An 18,366-nucleotide genomic window follows, 5' to 3' on the forward strand; every position below is an offset into this window, starting at 1 on the left:
CAGGAATGTTGTTTTTTCGACCACATTCCACGTTGTCATTAAAACAAACAAATCCTGATACCGCAACCTTCTTCGTTGTCAAAAATGTAAAAAGCCGACAAGACACAACACTCATTTCTTGCCAGGAACATATGAAGAAAGAGGCAGAATCTTACATGTGAGACGAACGCTTTGTCGCTCAATAGCGACAATTTGTTCCTCCTTCGACGCGGAATTGACACAGTTCCCGAAAGATCCCGCAAGGACACTCGCGTGCCACGGCTGGCGCGGCTTTTCGACTCTCATCCTGCGGGAGATCGGGCAACCCGGACCCGGCATGTCCACGTACCCGCCTATGCTAGGGGTTCGTAAAAAGATGTCACTCGGGAAAAACCTGAGAAGCCACGGCGTTCACGCTGGCAGCGCGCGGGAATCGGCGATCTGCCACCAGGCCGGCAGCAGTGCCTGCACCTCGGGCCGGCCGAAGCGCTGGTCGATCAGCCAGACCGTGCCCTGGTCAGTTTCGGTGCGGATGACGCGGCCGGCCGCCTGCACCACTTTCTGCATGCCGGGATAGAGGTAGGTGTAGTCGTAACCGCAGCCGAACAGTTGCTCCATGCGTTCACGCAACTGCTCGTTGACCGGGTTGAATTGCGGCAACCCCAGCGTGGCGACGAAAGCGCCGATGAGTCGATCGCCGGGCAGATCCACGCCTTCCCCGAAGGAGCCGCCCAATACGGCAAAGCCGATGCCCTGCCCGGCGCTTTCGAAACGTGCGAGGAAGGCATCGCGGTCGGTCTCGGACATGCGGCGCGACTGCTGCCAGGTGGCGATATGCGGATGCGCCCGTGCGAAGGCATCACGCGCCTGCTGCAGGTAGTCGAAGCTGGAGAAGAACGCCAGGTAGTTGCCCGGCCGCTCTTCATACTGGCGCGCCATCAGTGCGCAAATCGGTGCGATGGAGGCGGCGCGGCGCTGCCAGGTGGTGGAGATCTGATGCGCCACCTTCACCTGCAACTGGCTGGCCTGGAAGGGAGACTCGACATCGATCCAGGCGGTATTGGCCGGCATGCCCAGCAGATCGGCAAAATAATTCCACGGGGCCAGCGTGGCCGAGAACAGCGTGGTCGCATGCGCAAAGGCGAAGCGCGGCCCCAGGAAAGGCGCAGGCACGACGTTGCGGATGCACAGCACGGTATTGCGTTCATCTTCCCGGGTGAGATCAAACAGCGAGTGCGGGCCGAAGGATTCGGCCAGCCGCACGAAGGCCATGGCATCGAAGTAGAAATCGCGCAGCGGCGGATCCAGCGGCACCGCCACCTGCGCCAGGAAATCGCTGATGGCGCCCACGCTGCTGCTGAGTGCCTCGACGAACTTGGCCGGCGGCGCTTCCAGCACCTGATAGGGCAAGTCGGCCTTCTTGCCGGCGGCGGTCCAGGCGCGGCCCAGCCGTTCCAGCGGCTTGGCCACGGCCGGCGGCGCCACGCCGCGCGCGGCCCGCAGCGCTGCCCGGCTCAGTTGCGCGCTGTACATGCTGCGCGCCCGCGAGACCAGGTTGTGGGCCTCGTCGGCCAGCACGCTCACGCGCCAGTCATGCGCCTGCGCCATGCCGTAGAGCATGGCACCGCCATCGAACCAGTAGTTGTAATCGCCGACGATGACATCGCTCCAGCGCGTCATCTCGCTGCCCAGGTAGTAGGGACAGACCTGATGCTGCAGGGCCACGCTGCGCAGATGTTCGCGATCCAGCAGCGGCTGCGAGAGGCAGGCCGCGCGGGCGGCAGGCAGGCGGTCGTAGAAGCCCTGCGCCAGCGGACAGGAATCGCCCCGGCACAGCCGGTCCGGATATTCGCAGGCTTTGTCGCGTGCGCACAGTTCCAGCACCCGCAGCGGCAGTTCGCCGTGATCCTTCAAGGTGGCGGCGGCATCCAGCGCCAGTTGCCGGCCGGGGGTCTTGGCCGCGAGGAAGAGGATCTTGTCCAGCCGCTGCGCCGGGGCTGCCTTGAGGGCCGGGAACAAGGTGCCCAGCGTCTTGCCGATGCCGGTCGGTGCCTGCGCCAGCAGGCTGCGCCGGCCCGTCTGCGCGCGAAATACCGCCTCCGCCAGTTGCCGCTGACCGGGACGGAAATCGCCATGCGGAAAGCGCAGCGTCTGCAAAGCCGTATCACGCGCCGCGCGGTGCGCCAGCTCCTGTTCGGCCCAGCACATGAAACGCTCGCATTGCGCCGCAAAGAGCGTAGCCAGTTCCTCGCGGCTGCGGGTTTCTTCCAGTACCGTTTCCTGCTGGCTGCCGATGTCGAAATACACCAGCGCCAGATGGATGCGCGCCAGCCCTTCCCGCTCGCACATCAGGTGGCCATAGACCCGCAGTTGCGCCCAGTGCAGGTGGCGATGATTGTCGGGCAGGCTGGAGAGCTGGCCGCGATAAGTCTTCACTTCTTCCAGCAGCTGGCGCGCGGGGTCATACCCATCCGCGCGTCCGCGCACATGCAGCGCGCCATGATCGGCCGAGAGCGTCACTTCGCTCAGGTAGCCTTCCCCGCGCCGCTGCGCCACGATGGCGTGACCGGTGATGCCTTCCTGGGCGGTGGGTGTGGGCGTGAAGCGCAGATCGAGATCGCCCTGCTTGGCGGTGAATTCGCACAGTGCACGAACCGAGACGGTGTAGCGCGGTGAGGACTGCTCTTGCGCAGCGCCGGCCGAGAGAGGCTCGTTCATGCTGCCGCCTGTTCCCATTGCAGGTAGCACACTGCCACAGGCATGCCGTGTTGCGCGCAATAGTCCAGCCAGCGGCGCTGGTTGTCCTGCAGGCGGTCGCCCGGGCCTTTGACTTCGACCATGCGATAGCGCCCTTCCTGCGGCCAGAACTGGATCAGGTCGGGGAAGCCGTTGCGGTTCTCGCGAATGTCGTCAAGGATGCGCAGACACCACAGCTTCAGATGTGCAGCGGGGATACAGTCCAGCGCCATCACCAGCAGCTCGCGCGTAACCCAGCCCCAGGCGACGAAGGGCGATTGCAGGCCGTGCTTGCTCTCATGGGTGGCAAGGAGATGCGCACGGTAGCTGCCGTCATCGAAACGGCGCAGGCAGCGCGCCAGCACATCGCGCCGACGCGCCGCGAAATCGGCGCTCAAGAGATCGGCCGGCTCGCGCTGGAAGGGATGGAAGAAGGCGCCGGGAATGGGCGCGAACAGCGCTTCCCAGCACAGCAAGCCGAACAGGGCATTGGCCAGCGCGTTTTCGACATAGAACACCGGCGCATCGGCCTGCTGCAAATGCAACTGCACCGCCCGCTCGACGCGGCCGCCCTCGGCCGGCAACACGAGCTCGATCTGATCGACCACGGCGGGGCGCGGCCGCAGCGCCGGCGGCAAACCCAGCTGGCGCGCCAGGCGCGGCGCGATGCGCAGCAGTTGCTGGCGTTCCGCCTCGCTCTCGGGCGATTGCCGGGCGATCGTCAGCAGGGCCTGCGCGGGACCGAAGCGGCCCAGTTTTTCCAGCACGCGGATGGCGCGTGCCCGTGCGCCGGGATAACGGCAGGCAGCGTAGATCTGCTGTGCCTGTGGCCAGTCGCCGGCCTTCTCGCAATGCTGGCCGAGCTGGAACAGCAGGCGTTCCCGGCGGCTCTCCAGCCAGGGATTGTCGAAGCGCTCCGCGGGTAGCGCGTCGAGCACCGCCGCGACCTTGTCACTGGCCTCAAAGCGCTGCTTGCAGGCCTGCAGTTGCAGGTAAAGATCAATGTCGGTGCGGCTGCGAAAACCGCGCGCCTCGGCAGAAAGGGCGATCTGTTCATAGCGCAGCGTAGCCAGATCGGCCAGCACGAATTCGCTCCAGTCCTGGCGCAGGTTGCCGAAGAACATCAAACGCAAACGTTCACACAGGCCGCCAACCCGCATGCGCAGGACCGCTTCCCCGCCCTGCCCCGGCGCTATCCATTGCGACAGGCAGCGCGGCGCAGCATGAAGGGGATCGCTTTCCAGTGCCGCCAGCAAGCTGTCCTTGCGCGCCGTCCTGAGTCCACCGCGCACGCCGAACCAGCGCAGCAGCTCCGGCTTGGTCGCCAGCGCGAAGACTTGGGCCAGCGACAGCGGCGCATCCTGCTCCACCCATTCGGGCGGCAGATCGCGGGACGCCTGCAGCGGGCAGCCGATCTCCGGATAAGCCAGACGGCTGGCGCGGAAGTGCTCGCCTTTGCGCATCATCATGCGCACGAACAGCGCCCGCGCAGCCAGCGGCAAGGCCGGGAAACGCAGCAGGAAATCGCGCTCCTCGTCCTGCAGCAGGTCGGCATAGCGCTGCCCCAGCCAATCCAGCGCCTGCTGGAAATTGCTCAGGTAGTAGAAACGGTGATCGGGGACGGCGGGCATTGCGGCGAAAAGCAGGCAGGAAAGGAACTGTATGGATGCACAGTATATCGCTTCCTGCCAGAAGCAACATATTCATTGTGCCGAACATGAAGCAACGTGCAGCCCCTCCGCCCGCTCAGCCGCTCAGATCCTGGCTGCCAGCTCCTTGGCAAAAAAATCGGTCACCACCCGCACCCGTTGCGGGAGGAAGCGGCGGCGCGGCCAGACCAGGCTGATGTCGCGGGTTTCCTTCAGATAGGCATCGAGGACGGTGGCGATGTCCGGATGGCGCATCTCGCCGACCAGCGAGGCCCGGTTGAACAGCCCCAGTCCCACGCCCGCACGCACCGCCGCCAGGATGGCCTCGACCGTGTTGGCAGACAGGTTGCCCTGCACCGGCACGCTGAAGCGCCCGTGCGGTCCGCTGAAAGGCCATTCGTGCATGTCGTTGTAGATCAGGCAGTTATGGCGCGCCAGCTCCTGCGGCGTGCGCGGCAGCCCATGCCGCCTGAAATAACTGCGCGCTCCCACGCACACCAGCGGCGTGCTGGCCACGCGCTTGACCACGGCATCCGGATGCAGCACCGGACTGACGCGGATGGCCAGGTCGACGCCATCGGCCAGCAGATCGCGCACGCCATCGGAGAACTGCAGATCGAGCCTTATCCCCGGATAGCGCGCCAGCAGCACCGGCACCAGCGGCAGCACGTGCAGGCGGCCGAAGGTGGCGGACGTGGCCAGCCGGACCGGGCCGGCGATGTCCAGCGTGCTGCTGGAGAGCTCGGCATCGGTCTGCGCCATCTCCTCCAGCAGCGGCACGGTGCGCGCGTAGTAGGTGCGGCCGTGTTCGGTCAGCGTCACGCTGCGCGTGCTGCGATGGAGCAGGGCCACGCCCAGACGCTGTTCAAGGGCGTTGACGGCCTTGCTCACGCTGGACTGCGATTCGCCGAGCCGACGCGCCGCGGCAGAAAATCCACCGGTCTCGACCACGGCGACGAAGGCCGTCATTTCTTGGAATCTGTCCATGGGTATTCGCTGAAAGAGGCAGGCCACGAGGCCGGATTTATTCCAAAAGAGAATAACAGCAATCAATTTCACAGGGATTATCAACAAATCCGGCCGCAATTACCATCGGTTCACCGCTGGCCGAAGCGCTCTTCGCTTGCCGGCCTGCTCCATCAGTTTTCTTTCACTCTTGAATCGATCGGATACACCATGACTCTCTCCACTCCCTCCTTGGCTGGTTCACTCTCCCTCAGCGGCAAGACCGTCGTCATCGTCGGCGGCAAGACCGGCATCGGCCTGGGGATTGCCCGCGCCGCATTGGACGCCGGGGCCACGGTGATCGTCGCCAGCCGCCGCATCACGTCCACGCAAGAGCGCCCTGAACTGGCTGGCCTGCAGCAGGTCACGCTGGACATGCGCGACGAAACCGCCGTGCGCAGCGCCTTTGCGGCCATCGGCCCCTTCGATCACCTGGTGGTCACCGCTGCGCCCGACGTCGGCAGCTGGGGCAGCTTCATGGATGCCGACATGCGCGGCGTGCGCAGCTATGTGGAAGGCAAATTCCTCGGCACCTGGGCCTGTGCCCGCTACGCCGCACCACTGCTGCGCGCGGGCGGCACCATGACCTTCCTCAGCGGCGGCATGGCGGTGCGGCCCAAGCCGGGCTTCACGGCCGTGACCTCCAGCTTTGCGGCAGTCGAGGCGCTGGCGGCGTCGCTGGCGGTGGAACTGGCACCGACGCGGGTCAACACCCTCCGTCCCGGCTTTGTGGAAACGGACATGTGGAATTTCCTCCCGGCCGACGTGCGGGCCGGCATGATGCAACAGGTGGCTGCCAGCTTCCCGGCACGCCGGGCCGGACAGGCCGAGGACATCGCCCATGCGGCGCTGTTCCTGATGACCAATCCCTACGTCACCGGCACGGTACTGGACGTGACCGGCGGCGAGAACCTGGTCAACAGCATCGGCTGAACCGGCTGAGTCGGCTGATTCAGGGACTGTGCAGCGACACCCGAAGCGGATCATCCAAAACGAAATCGCGATTGCCCGCTAAGATAGTCGCCCTGCACAGACCAATCAAAACTTCCAGGAGACCGCCTTGCCCAAGCTTTCCACCCTCGCCGTCGCGCTGTCCGCTGCCCTGCTGGCTTGCGCCGCGCCCTTGCACGCGCAGCAGACGCCGCGCCATGATGAATTCTTCTGGCTCGGCGAAATCAACAAGGCCACGGCCGTGATCAACACCGACGAAGGCTTGCTGGACAAGTCGATGACCCCGCTGGTCGTCAAGGGCATCCGCAAGGTGCTGGCCGATGGCGAGCTGCCAGGTGCCAAGCGTCCGACGCTGGTGATCACGTTCGAGCCGCTGCTGATCCAGGCGGCCGGTCCGCAGATCACGCTGCTGCACGCCGGCCGTTCCAGCCAGGACATGCTGGCCACGCTGCGCGCGGCCATCCTGCGCGAAGACCTGCTGACGCTGGCCAACCAGCTCAACGCCACCACGGCGGCGCTGGTCAGACTGGCCGCCAGCCAGCGTGACACCATCGTGCCCAACTACACCAATGGGGTGGCGGCGCAGCCCAACAGCTACGGCCACTACCTGCTGGGCTTTGCCGCCGCACTGGACCGCGATGCCCAGCGCCTGCGCGAAGCCTATGGGCGGCTGGACCGCTCGGCCATGGGCACCACAGTGCTCAACGGCACCAGCTGGCCGTTGAACCGCCAGCGCATGGCCGACTACCTGGGCTTTGGCGCCATCGTCGACAACGCCTATGACGCTGCGCAACTGTCGGCGGTGGATGGTCCGGTGGAAGCGGGCGCGGTGGTCTCTTCCATTGCCCTGCATGCCGGCGCCTTCATCCAGGACGTGATGACGCAATATGCGCAGCCGCGTCCGTGGATCCTGTTGCAGGAGGGAGGGGCCAATACTTACGTGTCGTCGGCCATGCCGCAGAAGCGCAATCCGGGCCTGCTCAACAGCACCCGGCGCGATGCCTCGATGGTGATTGCCGAGGGCATGGGCGTGGCCATCGTGGCGCACAACATCCCGCCCGGCATGAGCGATGCCAAGGACGTGAAGCCCAACAAGGAGATGGTGCTCAATACGGTCAAGGTCCTGAAGAACTGGGAAAGCATCCTGGGCGCGCTGGTGATCGATCCGAAACGCGCGCTGGAAGAACTCAACAGCGACTGGACCGCGTCCCAGGAACTGGCCGACGTGCTCATGCGCAAGTACAAGCTGCCCTTCCGCGTGGGTCATCACTTCGCTTCGGAAGTGGTGGAGTATGCCAAGGCCAACAACATCCGGCCGCTGGAGTTTCCTTATGACCAGGCGCAGCGCATCTATCACGAAGCAGTGCTGAATTCGGAATTCCCGCAGGCCCTGCCGATGTCGGAACAGGAGTTCCGCAGCACCCTCGATCCGGTGGCGATCGTGCGCAATCGGGCCACCGTGGGCGGTCCGCAACCCGCCGAGATGGACCGCATGCTGCGCGAGGCCACTGCGCGCGTGGCGCAGCAGGATGCGTGGATCAAGGCCCGGCAGCAGCGCATTGCAGGATCGCTGCAGAAACTGGATGCCGATTTTGACCGGATGGCCGTCTCGGCGGGGGTGAAGTAAGTCGTGCCGGGCGGGCCGTGCAGCTTGGCCTAGCCGCGGGAAATCACCAGCAATCCCGCAGCAATGAGCGCGGCCCCGATCAGCTTGGCGGGCGTGATGACTTCATTGAGAATCCAGACCGCCATCAGCAAGGCCACGATGACACTGCCCTTGTCGATCAGCGCCACGGTGGACACGTCCCCCGCCTTGATGGCCTTGTAGTAGAACACCCAGGAGACGGCGGTGGTCACACCCGACAGGCCGAGCCAGAGGACGTTCTGCCAGGTGACCGCGCTCAACTGCGCGGCCGGCACGACAGCGGCGGCGAACATGAGGACGAAGACGAACACGAAGCAGGTCCGGATGGCCAATCCCAGATCGCTGGAGATGCCGGTCAAGCCGAGTTTGGCGATGACCGAGGTGAAGCCTGCAAAGGCCATGGAAATGAATGCGTAGGCGATCCAGCGTTCCATCGTCTTATCCTTGAATGAAGATCATGTAAGGCAACAACCGCAACCATCTGTGCATCTGCGGTTCAGCGCCCGCCTTCGGGCGCAAGCCGCTTGAGCAACTGCGCATGAAACAACTCCGGCATCTGCATCTGCGGTGCGTGACCAGCGCCGGGGAATACCACCAAGGTTGCGTGCGGAATGACGGCAGCCGCCTCGCGCCCGAGCACCGCATAGTTGCCCAGCCCGGCGCGCAATGCCGGCGGTGCGAATTCCTTGCCGATGGCGGTGCTGTCCTGGTCGCCGATCATGAGGACCGTGGGCGTCTTCAGGTTCTTCAGTTCGTAAAACACCGGTTGCGTGAGGATCATGTCGTACAGCAGTGCGGAATTCCACGCCACCCGCTCCTTGCCCGGCCCGCGGTACATGCCGGCCAGCATCTGCACCCAGGGTTCATACTCCGCACTCCACTGCCCGGAGAAATACGTAGCGCGCTCGTAGTTGCGGATGCGCTCGGCCGTGGTACCGAGTTCGCGCGCATACCACTGGTCCACCGACACCGGCGGCACGCCCTTGGCGCGCCAGTCTTCCAGGCCGATGGGGTCGACCAGCACCAGCTGGCGGGTCTGCTGTGGATAGGACAACGCATAGCGGATGGCCAGCATGCCACCAGTGGAGTGGCCTACCAGGATGGCCTGATCGATGCCGAGCGAGGCCAGCAAGGCGTGCGTATTCGCGGCCAGTTGCTGGAAGCTGAACTGGTATTGCTCGGGCTTGCTGGATTTGCAGAAGCCGATCTGATCCGGTGCAATCACACGGTAGCCGGCGCGGCTCAGGACATCGACGGTCTGCTCCCAGGTGCCGGCGCAGAAATTCTTTCCGTGCAGCAGGACGACGGTGCCGTGCGGGACACTGCCGGCGGCAGGTGCCACGTCGAGATAGGCCATCTCGATGTCCTGGCGCTGCGAGTGGAAACGATAACGCGAGACCGGCCAGCGGTAGTCGAAGCCCTCCAGCTGGGGGCCGTAGACCGGCGCGTTTTCCATGTCGGGGACAGATGTCGTAGTGGCAGCAGGGACCGGCGGAGGCATGGAGGCCAACACGCTCAACAGGCTGGCAGCCAGCACAGTTTTCGCACGGAACAGAAAAGGAGGCAAATGCATGGGGCGGATTCAGGGTGGTAGGTGAGATCGGGATGGCGCGCACAATCGATATCGCCGATGGTAGCCGGATTCGCGCAACAAGGTCGGGCTTCACCTCGTTTTACCGGCCCGACCTTTTGCGATGGCTGCGCGCGTGGAGGGTAGACGGCTGCCCTGCCCTGCGATTATCGTGTCACCGGTTTGACCAATCTGAACGGAAGGAACGACATCATGTTTTCAAAACAGTTTGAAGTGGATCCCAAGCACATCGATTTCCAGGGCGTGGTCGATGGGCTGTACTACCCGTTTTATATGGAATGGACGCGGCATGCCTTTTTGAAGGAAGCGCTGGGAATCGATATCGAAGAGGCCTTCCGGCAAGGTCAGGTGTTCATGGTGCTGGAATACTCGCTGCGCTTTCGCAAGAGCCTGCAAAGGGGCGACACGATGGAGGTCACCTGCGAAGTGCAGAAACACGAAAAGCGCAGCCGGGTGAATTTCGTGCAGCAGATCAAGGTGGGGGATGTGGTGTATGCGGAGGCGGTCTTTGTCGGGGCTTGCTTCATGAATAACCGGCCGTTCGTGCCGGAGGCGATTGCGGCGGCGCTGGCGGCGGCTCCTGCCGCCGATCGGGAGCAACCTGCGCCATAGCCGCCATGGCGGATTTACGCGGCGGCCTTCACATCGATGTCCGCCGCTTTTCCGTTCGCCGCTGATCTTCATCCAGCCATCTGGTTGGCCTGCGCATCGATGCGGAGAGGGAACAGATCAATGCCGGGATAGTCTGAACGCATTCAGCTTGCACGTGGCCGCATGCCAAGCCGGAGCAAGCCGCTATGTGGAAACCTTTTCTCTCAGGACTTCTCTCATGCCTCTGAAATCAACTCTCGTCATGGCGGCCCTTTCTGCCGCTGCTTTTTCGGCACACGCCCAATCCGACAGTCAGGTGGTGCAAGACATGGTGACTCGCTCGGCCAATGTCTGCCCGGGCCATAGCGCGGCGCGCACCACGCCGACGGTAAAGATGCTGCCTGTCGGCGCACTGCGGGTCATGCTGGAACGTGGTCTGGTCATGTGCCCTGACCGCCGCCTCGACGCCGACGCACCGGCGGTCTTCTTCGGCAGAGTTGGGGTATTCGCATGGAACCCGGAGCTGCCTGCAGGCGCGCAGGTGATCGTCAAGCAGATCGACACCATGACCCGCAAGGATGAATACCCCGCAGACACCCTGGTATGGGATGCCAACGGCAAGCAACTTGCGCAGCGCACCGTGCCTGCTTTCGAACCGAAGCCTGGGGCTGCTGTGCTGTACAAGGTACGCTAGGGCCTGTTCACATTTAATCTGCGAGTGCGAGAGGTCGCCAAGCGTTGGCTGCCTAGGCGCAGCGACGCGCCGTGGTGGTGCCACGGCAAGGAGCTGCAACAACGGCAGGCGACGCTTGGCGGCCTCTCCCGGAGGGTTGCCCCCAGAAGGCGCGCTGGCCGCGTTGCACGTCAGGGCTGGTGGCACCACCACCAGCCCTGACGCGCGCCTTGCCAGCCCGCCTTCTGGGGGCAACGCATCTCGCAGATTAAATGTGAACAGGCCCTAGCCTTTCGTTGTATCGCTATCGCCAAAGCCTTGTTGCTGGCCCGTCTGACTTCTTCCTGACGTCGGCGAAGTCGCGGACCAGCCGCCAACAAGAAGGTGAGCGTCATGGATCGTGCAACCTGCATTCCCTTTCCGCAAAGGTCGCCAATCGCGCAGGTGATTTCCTTTCGCCTCCCCTGACACTCCATGCGACTCCACTCATTGGAAAAGCGCCGCGCGCTATTGGTCTTACCAATAAACTGGTAATATCCAGTTTCCCAAATCGACAGCCCATCGCCTGTCGCCCGCCCTCGGCACGCTGAGGCCGAGCCACGGCAAAAAGGCGTCATTCAGAGACAATCATTTCTCAAAGGAAACACGATGAAATTACTGCGTTACGGCCCGGTGGGGCAGGAAAAGCCCGGCGTCCTCGACCAATCCGGCAAGATCCGCGATCTGTCCGCCTACATCAAGGACGTCAACGGTGCCGTACTGGATGACGCTTCCCTGGACAAGATCCGCAAACTGGACCTGGAAAGCCTGCCCGCCGTGGAAGGCTCGCCGCGCATCGGCGCCTGCGTCGGCAACATCGGCAAATTCATCTGCATCGGCCTGAACTACGCCGATCACGCCGCCGAATCCAACCTGCCCATCCCGGCCGAACCCGTCGTGTTCAACAAATGGACCTCCGCCGTGGTCGGCCCCAATGACGACGTCAAGATCCCCCGCGGCTCCAAGAAGACCGACTGGGAAGTCGAACTGGGCGTGGTCATCGGCAAGGCCGGCAGCTACATCGACGAGAAGGACGCGATGTCCCACGTGGCCGGCTATTGCGTGGTCAACGACGTCTCCGAGCGCGAATACCAGATCGAACGCGGCGGTACCTGGGACAAGGGCAAGGGCTGCGATACCTTCGGCCCCATCGGCCCCTGGCTGGTCACCCGCGATGAAGTCGCCGATCCGCAAAAGCTGGGCATGTGGCTGGAAGTGGATGGCAAGCGCTACCAGAATGGCAATACCAGCACCATGATCTTCGGCGTGGCGCACATCGTTTCCTACCTGTCGCGCTTCATGAGCCTGCAGCCAGGCGACGTCATCTCCACCGGCACGCCGCCGGGCGTGGGCATGGGCGTCAAGCCGGAAGCCGTCTACCTGCGCGCCGGCCAGACCATGCGCCTGGGCATCGACGGCCTCGGCGAACAGCAGCAGAAGACCATCGACGCCTGATCCATCAGGATCACCGCGTCACCCCGCGCCGCCAGTCGGCGGCGCGGTTGCATCCCCATCGAAGTCCACAAGAACAAGAACGACCATGCGCAGGCGCATGTCCGCCTGCGCGATCCAATGACCGCAACAGGGAAGGAGAAGACACAATGAATCACTACGATTTCCAGGGCCGCAGCGCCATCATCACCGGCGGTGCCCAGGGCTTCGGCTATGCCGTGGCCGAACGCCTGCTGCAAGGCAAGGCCAAGGTGGTGCTGTGGGACATGGACGAAAAAGCGCTGGCCGAGGCCCGCGCCAGGCTGGAACCGCTGGGCAATGTCGAGACCGTCCGCGTGGATATCTCGAGCCAGTCCGACGTCCAGCAAGCCATCGAAGCCACCGAAAAACTCACCCAGTCCATCGACATTCTGGTGCACAGCGCCGGCATCGCCGGACAGAACAATCCGGTGGCGGACTACTCGCCTGAAGAATGGCGCCGCGTGATCGACATCGATCTCAATGGGGCCTTCTACGTCAACCAGGTGGTGGTCCAGCGCATGATCGCGCAGAACTACGGCCGCATCGTCAACATTGCCTCCATCGCCGGCAAGGAAGGCAATCCGACCGCCTCCGCCTACAGCGCCGCCAAGGCCGGCATGATCGCCCTCACCAAGAGCCTGGGCAAGGAGACCGCGACCCGCAACATCGCTGTCAACGCCATCACTCCGGCCGCCGCGCAGACCCGCATCCTGGAGCAATGCACCCAGGCCCACATCGACTACATGCTCTCCAAGATCCCGCGTGCGCGCTTCGTGAAGGTGGAAGAGCTGGCGGCGATGGTGGCGTGGCTGGTGTCCGAGGAGAATTCCTTCACTACGGCATCCGTCTTCGATCTCTCGGGCGGACGAGCCACCTACTGAGGGCGCGGGGCGTGGCCCCCGGTCTTCCTCGGTGGAAGTGACGCAGAATGCTTCATTTGCGCCGCTACCCACCGTCGTTGCGGCCTGCCCAAAACAAGAAACCCGCCAGGATGTGAATGGCGGGTTTCTTGTTTGTGGCATCAGTGTCAGCTTCGTCGCCTTGTCAGCGCAAGGCCGGTCGCGGCGGCGTGATGTCTACCGGTGGGCGGCTCACCACTTCCTCACTGCCGTAGCCCACCTGGTCCTGCGCCAGTACCTTGAACTGGCTCACCACTTCGGACAGGCGCGCGGCCTGTTCCTGCATGGCTTCGGCAGCGGCGGCAGCTTCTTCGACCAGCGCGGCGTTCTGCTGCGTGGTCTGGTCCATGTCGGTGATGGCCAGATTGACCTGGCTGATGCCGTCGCTCTGCTCGCTGCTGGCCGCCGTGATCTCGGAGACGATGTCGACGACCTGGCGCACGCTGGCCACCACTTCGTCCATGGTCGTGCCGGCACGCTCCACCAGCTCGCTGCCGGAGCCGACCTTGGCCACCGAGTCATCGATCAGGGTCTTGATTTCCTTGGCGGCCGAGGCCGAGCGCTGGGCCAGCGAACGCACTTCCGAGGCCACCACGGCAAAGCCCCTGCCCTGCTCGCCTGCACGGGCCGCTTCCACGGCGGCATTCAGGGCCAGGATGTTGGTCTGGAACGCGATGCCGTCGATGACGCTGATGATGTCGACGATCTTGCGCGAGGATTCATTGATGGAACCCATGGTCGAGATCACCTGCGACACCACTTCCCCGCCCTGCTGTGCCACCGAGGAAGCGGAGGCCGCCAGCTGGTTGGCCTGGCGGGCGTTGTCGGCATTCTGGGCCACGGTGGAGGTCAGTTCTTCCATGGCCGAGGCGGTTTCTTCCAGGGCACCGGCCTGACGTTCAGTACGCGCCGAGAGGTCGAGGTTGCCGGTGGCGATCTCGCGCGAGGCGGTGCCGATGGCATCGGTGCCGCTGCGCACCTGGCCGACGATGCGCGCCAGGTTGCCGGTCATGGCCTGCAGGGAGTGCATCAGCTTGCCGGTTTCATCCTTGCGGGCGGCCAGATGGTCATCGACGCGGGTGGTGAGATCGCCAGCGGCCACGGCTTCGGCCACATTGACCGCCTTTTCCAGCGGCCGCGTGATGCCCAGCGCCAGGCTGCGCGCGAACAGCCAGCCCAGCACCACTTGCAGGATGGCCAGGCCGATCATGAGGTTGCGGCTTTCGTGATAGACCTGCTGGATGTCCTTGGCCACCTGGTCGATGTTGGCGCGTTGCAGGTTGAGCAACTGCTGCAGATTCTCCAGATAGCCCTTGGCTGCCGCATCGAAGGGGCCGGCCAGGATCTTGGCGGCTTCCTCGGCGTTGCCGTCGGCCTTGGCCTTGGAGATGGCGTCACGGTGCTTGATGTAATCCTTGCGTACCTCGCCCAGCTTGGCGAAGACAGCTTTCTCTTCAGGCGATTCGATCAGGGCTTCGATGGCTTTCTGCTGTTCGGTGGACATGCGGCTGGCCTCGGCGGCGTCGGCCGCGAAGAAGCTGGCCAGGCTGGGATCGGCACTCTTGGCAATGGCCGTGGTGCGGCGCACGCTGGTGTGGATGGTGCGATACCAGTCGGAGACCAGGCGCTCCTTGGTCAGCGGCTCGTGCATCATTTCGTCGGTGGCGGCGGCGATGCCTTGCAAACGCCAGATCGACAGCGCGACGACCACGCTGGCTGCGGCCAGGATGACGGCAAAACCCAGGCCCAGGCGGCGGCCGATCTTCATGTTGGCGAAATAGCTCATCGTTTTCTCTTATGCGCAGTAGGTGGAGGGGTAGACCGGTACATCTACGGACCGGTCTCAGGCGCTTCGGCTTCATGGTGCGACGAATACCGCCGCGGCGCGATCAGGGATTTCCTGACAACAAGCTGTCATCGCGGCAACGGGATGACGGCTTGCTGGCTAGCACACGGCGGGATGCGCCCGGTGCCGGCCAGGAATGCGAAGCCTGCCCGTTGCGCGCACATGCATGCGACAGCGCCGCCGGCAATGGCCGGGGCTTGCGAGGCGCCATTGTTGCCGTGAAGACAGAAGGCAGGCATTCGTAATTTCACTTACTGACGACATGTCAGCGTTGAGCTATGGCGCAATAGTACGCGCCTGCGGCCGATTCAAACATGAAAAAAGGATGCCGAAGCATCCTTTCCATTTGGTTTGACCGGAGGTGGGCAGTTTATTGCTGCGCCGCGTAATCCGCGATGGTCTGGGTCGCCGGGAAGTGCACCGTGAAGGTACTGCCGTGATCCGGCACCGAGGCAATATCCAGCGTGGCATGGTGGCGCAGCAGCACGTGACGCACGATGGCCAGGCCCAGGCCGGTGCCCTGGGTCTCGCGCGAGCGGCTCTTGTCGACGCGATAGAAGCGTTCGGTCAGGCGCGAGATATGTTCGGGGCTGATGCCGATGCCGGTATCCTGCACCGCGAAATGCGCGCCCTGCTCGTCACTCTGCCAGCGCAGGGTGATGGTGCCGCCTTCCGGGGTATAGCGTACGGCATTGGTGACCAGGTTGGTAAAGGCGCTGCGCAGTTCATCGGCATTGCCCTTGAGGTCGGGGCCGTCGACCACCAGGCGGATGTCATGCTTGCCCGCCGACAGCGCACGGCCTTCCTCGGCGATGCGCTCCAGCAGCGGACGGACGCGCAGCACTTCGGAGCGCAGGGGGTAGTCGATCGATTCCAGGCGCGTCAGCGTGAGCATGTCGTCGATCAGGTTCTGCATGCGCTGGCCCTGCTCGGTCATGAGCTTCAGGTGGGCCATGCGGATGGACTCTTCCAGGTTCGGCTGCGCCAGCGCGATTTCCAGAAAACCGTTGATGACGGTCAGCGGCGTGCGCAGTTCGTGCGAGGCATTGGCCACGAAGTCACGGCGCATCATGTCGATGCGCTGCGATTCGGTGACGTCGTGGGTGACCAGGATCTGGCGGCGGTTCTCGAAGGGGATGATCTGGATGATCAGCTTGCGCTCATGCAGGGCCAGCGTGAGCGGCTGCTCGTAGCGCCCCAGGATGATGTAGTCGATGAAGGCCGGATTGCGGATCAGGTTGGTGACGCGCATGCCCTTGTCGCGGTCCAGCTTGAGGCCCAGGTGCGACTGCGCGGCCGGGTTGCACCATTCGAGGAAGAGCACGTCGTCCATGATCACCACGCCATCCGGCAGCAGGCTCATGGCCTGGCGGAAGCGCGCCAGCCACTCGGCCAGTTCGGCCTGGTTGCGTTCATCGTCGCGGCGCATGCGGTACAGCCGTGCATAGACATCGGTCCAGGCCCCCCAGCCATCGGGCAGGCGCGACTGGCCGGAATCATCCAGCCAGGTCGACAGGCGCAGCAGGTAGTGCAGGTGCGCAATCATCATCGCGCCCACGCCCAGCACCGCCGTGACCAGCCCGATGATGGGGCCGAAGAAGAAACCGACGACTCCTGCTCCGGCCAGGCACAACACCAGGCGCAATACAGCAGGAATCCAGAACAGAAGTTGTGGACTCATTGATTTGACAGATAAATCTGGGAAGCGCCCGCGCGCCAAACTTTTTAATTTTGCTGATTATGAACGACGCGGGCTGTTTGGTCTTTGATCTTTATTTACTCGATCTTTGCTTGCTCGATCTTTATTTGGTCGAGAGCATGTAGCCGACGCTGCGCACCGTCTTGATGAGGTACTCGGCATCGCGCAAAGCCTTGCGCAGGCGCAGCACGTGGACATCCACGGTGCGTTCCTCGATCACCACGTGGTCGCCCCAGACGCGGTCGAGCAGCTGGCTGCGCGAGAACACGCGATCAGGATGCGCCAGGAAAAACTTCAGCAGCTTGTATTCGGCGTGGCCGATATCGATGCGTGCGCCCGACAGGCTCACCGAGCAGCTGGCCGGATCGAGCGTGACCGGACCGGCCGACATCACTTCCTGGGCGTGCTCCGGGCTCTTGCGGCGCAGGAGGGCCTTGATGCGCGCGGTCAGTTCGCGCGGCGAGAAGGGCTTGGTGATGTAGTCGTCGGCACCGTTGTCGAGGCCGGCGATCTTGTCTTCTTCCATGCTCTTGGCGGTGAGCATGATGACCGACAGTTGCTGCAGCTGGCGGTCGGCACGGATGCGCGACAGCAGGTGCAGGCCGCTGCGGTCGGGCAGCATCCAGTCCAGCAGCACCAGTTGCGGGGCGCGGTGCTGGACGAAGTCCCAGGCCGCGGCCGCGTTGGAGACGACGAAGCTGGACCAGCCTGCCTCCTTGAGGGTGAAGGCAATCAGTTCGGCAATGGAGGGTTCGTCTTCGACGATGAGGATAGTAGTCATGATAGTCAGGCTTGTTAGCAGTATCGCGGGTCTCCCCTCCGCAATCCGGCAGTGGCAGCGCTTCCCCCGCTGCCAGCACCGGTGCCGTCGTGCTTAGTCTTCTTCCTGGAGCGTCTTGGCCGAACCGAAGTCGGTGTGGCGGATATCCTTGCCACCGACCACGTAGACCACGTATTCGGCGATGTTCTTGGCATGGTCGCCGATGCGTTCGATGGCCTTGGCCACCCACAGGGTATCGATGGAACCGGAGATGGTGCGCGGGTCTTCCATCATGAAGGTGATGAGGCTGCGGGTGATGGAACGGAAGCCGTGGTCGATGCGTTCGTCCTGCTTGATCAGTTCCAGCGCCTGCTGGTCATCCAGGCGGGCGAAGGCGTCGAGGGCGCTGCGCAGCTGGTCCATGGCCTGTTCGGCGATCAGGCTCACGGTTTCATAGTGCGAGACCAGGCCGATGCCGCGCTTGTGCAGGTGGATGGCGGTGCGGGCGATCTTGGTCGCCTCGTCGCCCACGCGTTCCAGATCGGTGATGATCTTGATGGTGGCCATGACGGTACGCAGGTCATTGGCGGTTGGCTGGCGGCGCACGATCAGGTGGCTGCAGGCGTCGTCGAGTTCGACTTCGAGGCGATTGACGGCTTCGTCGTCCTTCATCACGCGATGGGCGACGTCGAGGTTGCCGTTGCGGAAGGCCGCAATCGCGTCCTGGAACTGGTGTTCCACCATGCCGCCCATGGCGAGCACCTTGGAGCGGATCTGCTCCAGATCCTGGTCATACTGTTTGGAGGAATGATCGCCGGTCATGTGACGTC

At 63.8% G+C, this 18,366-nt stretch carries 15 protein-coding genes; 6 read left to right on the forward strand and 9 right to left on the reverse strand.

What is annotated here, in order from left to right; all coding sequences use genetic code 11:
• Positions 1-390: 390 nt before the first annotated feature.
• The 3 genes from MKD49_RS18125 to MKD49_RS18135 form a co-directional block, all read right to left on the reverse strand.
• Positions 391-2,697: an ATP-dependent DNA helicase gene (locus tag MKD49_RS18125; RefSeq protein ID WP_252696999.1), complete on the reverse strand. Its 2,307-nt coding sequence runs from the start codon at positions 2,695-2,697 to the stop codon at positions 391-393.
• Positions 2,694-4,346: a VRR-NUC domain-containing protein gene (locus MKD49_RS18130; RefSeq protein ID WP_252697000.1), complete on the reverse strand. Its 1,653-nt coding sequence runs from the start codon at positions 4,344-4,346 to the stop codon at positions 2,694-2,696. The genes MKD49_RS18125 and MKD49_RS18130 overlap by 4 nt, the downstream gene beginning before the upstream one ends.
• 123 nt (positions 4,347-4,469) lie before the next feature.
• Positions 4,470-5,351 carry a LysR family transcriptional regulator gene (locus tag MKD49_RS18135; protein WP_252697001.1) on the reverse strand — a complete coding sequence of 294 codons (882 nt, stop codon included), beginning with the start codon at positions 5,349-5,351 and terminating at the stop codon, positions 4,470-4,472.
• A gap of 189 nt (positions 5,352-5,540) precedes the next feature.
• Between MKD49_RS18135 and MKD49_RS18140 the strand changes: the two genes are divergently transcribed.
• Positions 5,541-6,302 carry an SDR family oxidoreductase gene (locus tag MKD49_RS18140; RefSeq protein ID WP_209583213.1) on the forward strand — a complete coding sequence of 254 codons (762 nt, stop codon included), beginning with the start codon at positions 5,541-5,543 and terminating at the stop codon, positions 6,300-6,302.
• A 127-nt stretch (positions 6,303-6,429) separates the two neighbouring features.
• On the forward strand, positions 6,430-7,947 hold the full coding sequence (locus MKD49_RS18145) for a lyase family protein (protein ID WP_204725066.1): 1,518 nt from the start codon (positions 6,430-6,432) through the stop codon (positions 7,945-7,947).
• A gap of 29 nt (positions 7,948-7,976) precedes the next feature.
• On the opposite strand, the gene MKD49_RS18150 is transcribed toward MKD49_RS18145, so the two are convergent.
• Positions 7,977-8,399, reverse strand: a complete 423-nt coding sequence (locus tag MKD49_RS18150; protein ID WP_034332684.1) for an EamA family transporter — start codon at positions 8,397-8,399, stop codon at positions 7,977-7,979.
• A 62-nt stretch (positions 8,400-8,461) separates the two neighbouring features.
• A complete protein-coding gene (locus tag MKD49_RS18155; protein ID WP_371925486.1) occupies positions 8,462-9,538 on the reverse strand; it encodes an alpha/beta fold hydrolase in 1,077 nt (358 codons plus the stop codon).
• Positions 9,539-9,748: 210 nt separating this feature from the next.
• Between MKD49_RS18155 and MKD49_RS18160 the strand changes: the two genes are divergently transcribed.
• From MKD49_RS18160 to MKD49_RS18175, 4 genes are all read left to right on the forward strand, one after another.
• Positions 9,749-10,168, forward strand: coding sequence for a thioesterase family protein (locus MKD49_RS18160; protein ID WP_252697003.1), 420 nt, complete (start codon positions 9,749-9,751; stop codon positions 10,166-10,168).
• 217 nt (positions 10,169-10,385) lie between these two features.
• A complete protein-coding gene (locus MKD49_RS18165) occupies positions 10,386-10,841 on the forward strand; it encodes a hypothetical protein (RefSeq protein WP_034332680.1) in 456 nt (151 codons plus the stop codon).
• A gap of 627 nt (positions 10,842-11,468) precedes the next feature.
• Complete coding sequence (locus tag MKD49_RS18170; RefSeq protein WP_252697004.1) at positions 11,469-12,314, forward strand: ureidoglycolate lyase; 846 nt, start codon at positions 11,469-11,471, stop codon at positions 12,312-12,314.
• Between the two features lie 146 nt (positions 12,315-12,460).
• Entirely contained in the window at positions 12,461-13,213 is a 753-nt protein-coding gene (locus MKD49_RS18175; protein WP_209568695.1) for an SDR family NAD(P)-dependent oxidoreductase, read from the forward strand.
• Positions 13,214-13,376: 163 nt separating this feature from the next.
• Here MKD49_RS18175 and MKD49_RS18180 read toward each other — a convergent pair whose 3' ends face one another.
• The 4 genes from MKD49_RS18180 to phoU all read right to left on the reverse strand — a co-directional run bounded on the left by MKD49_RS18180 (position 13,377) and on the right by phoU (position 18,358).
• Entirely contained in the window at positions 13,377-15,017 is a 1,641-nt protein-coding gene (locus MKD49_RS18180; RefSeq protein WP_252697005.1) for a methyl-accepting chemotaxis protein, read from the reverse strand.
• A 430-nt stretch (positions 15,018-15,447) separates the two neighbouring features.
• Positions 15,448-16,758: a phosphate regulon sensor histidine kinase PhoR gene (gene phoR, locus MKD49_RS18185; protein ID WP_252697006.1), complete on the reverse strand. Its 1,311-nt coding sequence runs from the start codon at positions 16,756-16,758 to the stop codon at positions 15,448-15,450.
• Positions 16,759-16,879: 121 nt separating this feature from the next.
• The gene (locus MKD49_RS18190; protein ID WP_034332673.1) at positions 16,880-17,557 is read right to left on the reverse strand and encodes a response regulator; all 678 of its coding nucleotides are present in this window, start codon (positions 17,555-17,557) and stop codon (positions 16,880-16,882) included.
• A gap of 93 nt (positions 17,558-17,650) precedes the next feature.
• Positions 17,651-18,358: a phosphate signaling complex protein PhoU gene (phoU, locus tag MKD49_RS18195; RefSeq protein WP_121037942.1), complete on the reverse strand. Its 708-nt coding sequence runs from the start codon at positions 18,356-18,358 to the stop codon at positions 17,651-17,653.
• Positions 18,359-18,366 lie beyond the last annotated feature (8 nt).

The sequence above is a fragment of the Herbaspirillum sp. WGmk3 genome, from assembly GCF_023952535.1.
GTDB classification, from domain to species: domain Bacteria; phylum Pseudomonadota; class Gammaproteobacteria; order Burkholderiales; family Burkholderiaceae_D; genus Herbaspirillum; species Herbaspirillum huttiense.

What these genes read in the sequence shown, in the direction of transcription:
- MKD49_RS18125 (WP_252696999.1), bottom strand. Translation starts at nt 2,697, where the DNA reads ATGAACGAGCCTCTCTCGGCCGGCGCTGCGCAAGAGCAGTCCTCACCG.
- MKD49_RS18130 (WP_252697000.1), bottom strand. Translation starts at nt 4,346, where the DNA reads ATGCCCGCCGTCCCCGATCACCGTTTCTACTACCTGAGCAATTTCCAG.
- MKD49_RS18135 (WP_252697001.1), bottom strand. Translation starts at nt 5,351, where the DNA reads ATGGACAGATTCCAAGAAATGACGGCCTTCGTCGCCGTGGTCGAGACC.
- MKD49_RS18140 (WP_209583213.1), top strand. Translation starts at nt 5,541, where the DNA reads ATGACTCTCTCCACTCCCTCCTTGGCTGGTTCACTCTCCCTCAGCGGC.
- MKD49_RS18150 (WP_034332684.1), bottom strand. Translation starts at nt 8,399, where the DNA reads ATGGAACGCTGGATCGCCTACGCATTCATTTCCATGGCCTTTGCAGGC.
- MKD49_RS18155 (WP_371925486.1), bottom strand. Translation starts at nt 9,538, where the DNA reads ATGCATTTGCCTCCTTTTCTGTTCCGTGCGAAAACTGTGCTGGCTGCC.
- MKD49_RS18160 (WP_252697003.1), top strand. Translation starts at nt 9,749, where the DNA reads ATGTTTTCAAAACAGTTTGAAGTGGATCCCAAGCACATCGATTTCCAG.
- MKD49_RS18165 (WP_034332680.1), top strand. Translation starts at nt 10,386, where the DNA reads ATGCCTCTGAAATCAACTCTCGTCATGGCGGCCCTTTCTGCCGCTGCT.
- MKD49_RS18170 (WP_252697004.1), top strand. Translation starts at nt 11,469, where the DNA reads ATGAAATTACTGCGTTACGGCCCGGTGGGGCAGGAAAAGCCCGGCGTC.
- MKD49_RS18175 (WP_209568695.1), top strand. Translation starts at nt 12,461, where the DNA reads ATGAATCACTACGATTTCCAGGGCCGCAGCGCCATCATCACCGGCGGT.
- MKD49_RS18180 (WP_252697005.1), bottom strand. Translation starts at nt 15,017, where the DNA reads ATGAGCTATTTCGCCAACATGAAGATCGGCCGCCGCCTGGGCCTGGGT.
- phoR (WP_252697006.1), bottom strand. Translation starts at nt 16,758, where the DNA reads ATGAGTCCACAACTTCTGTTCTGGATTCCTGCTGTATTGCGCCTGGTG.
- MKD49_RS18190 (WP_034332673.1), bottom strand. Translation starts at nt 17,557, where the DNA reads ATGACTACTATCCTCATCGTCGAAGACGAACCCTCCATTGCCGAACTG.
- phoU (WP_121037942.1), bottom strand. Translation starts at nt 18,358, where the DNA reads ATGACCGGCGATCATTCCTCCAAACAGTATGACCAGGATCTGGAGCAG.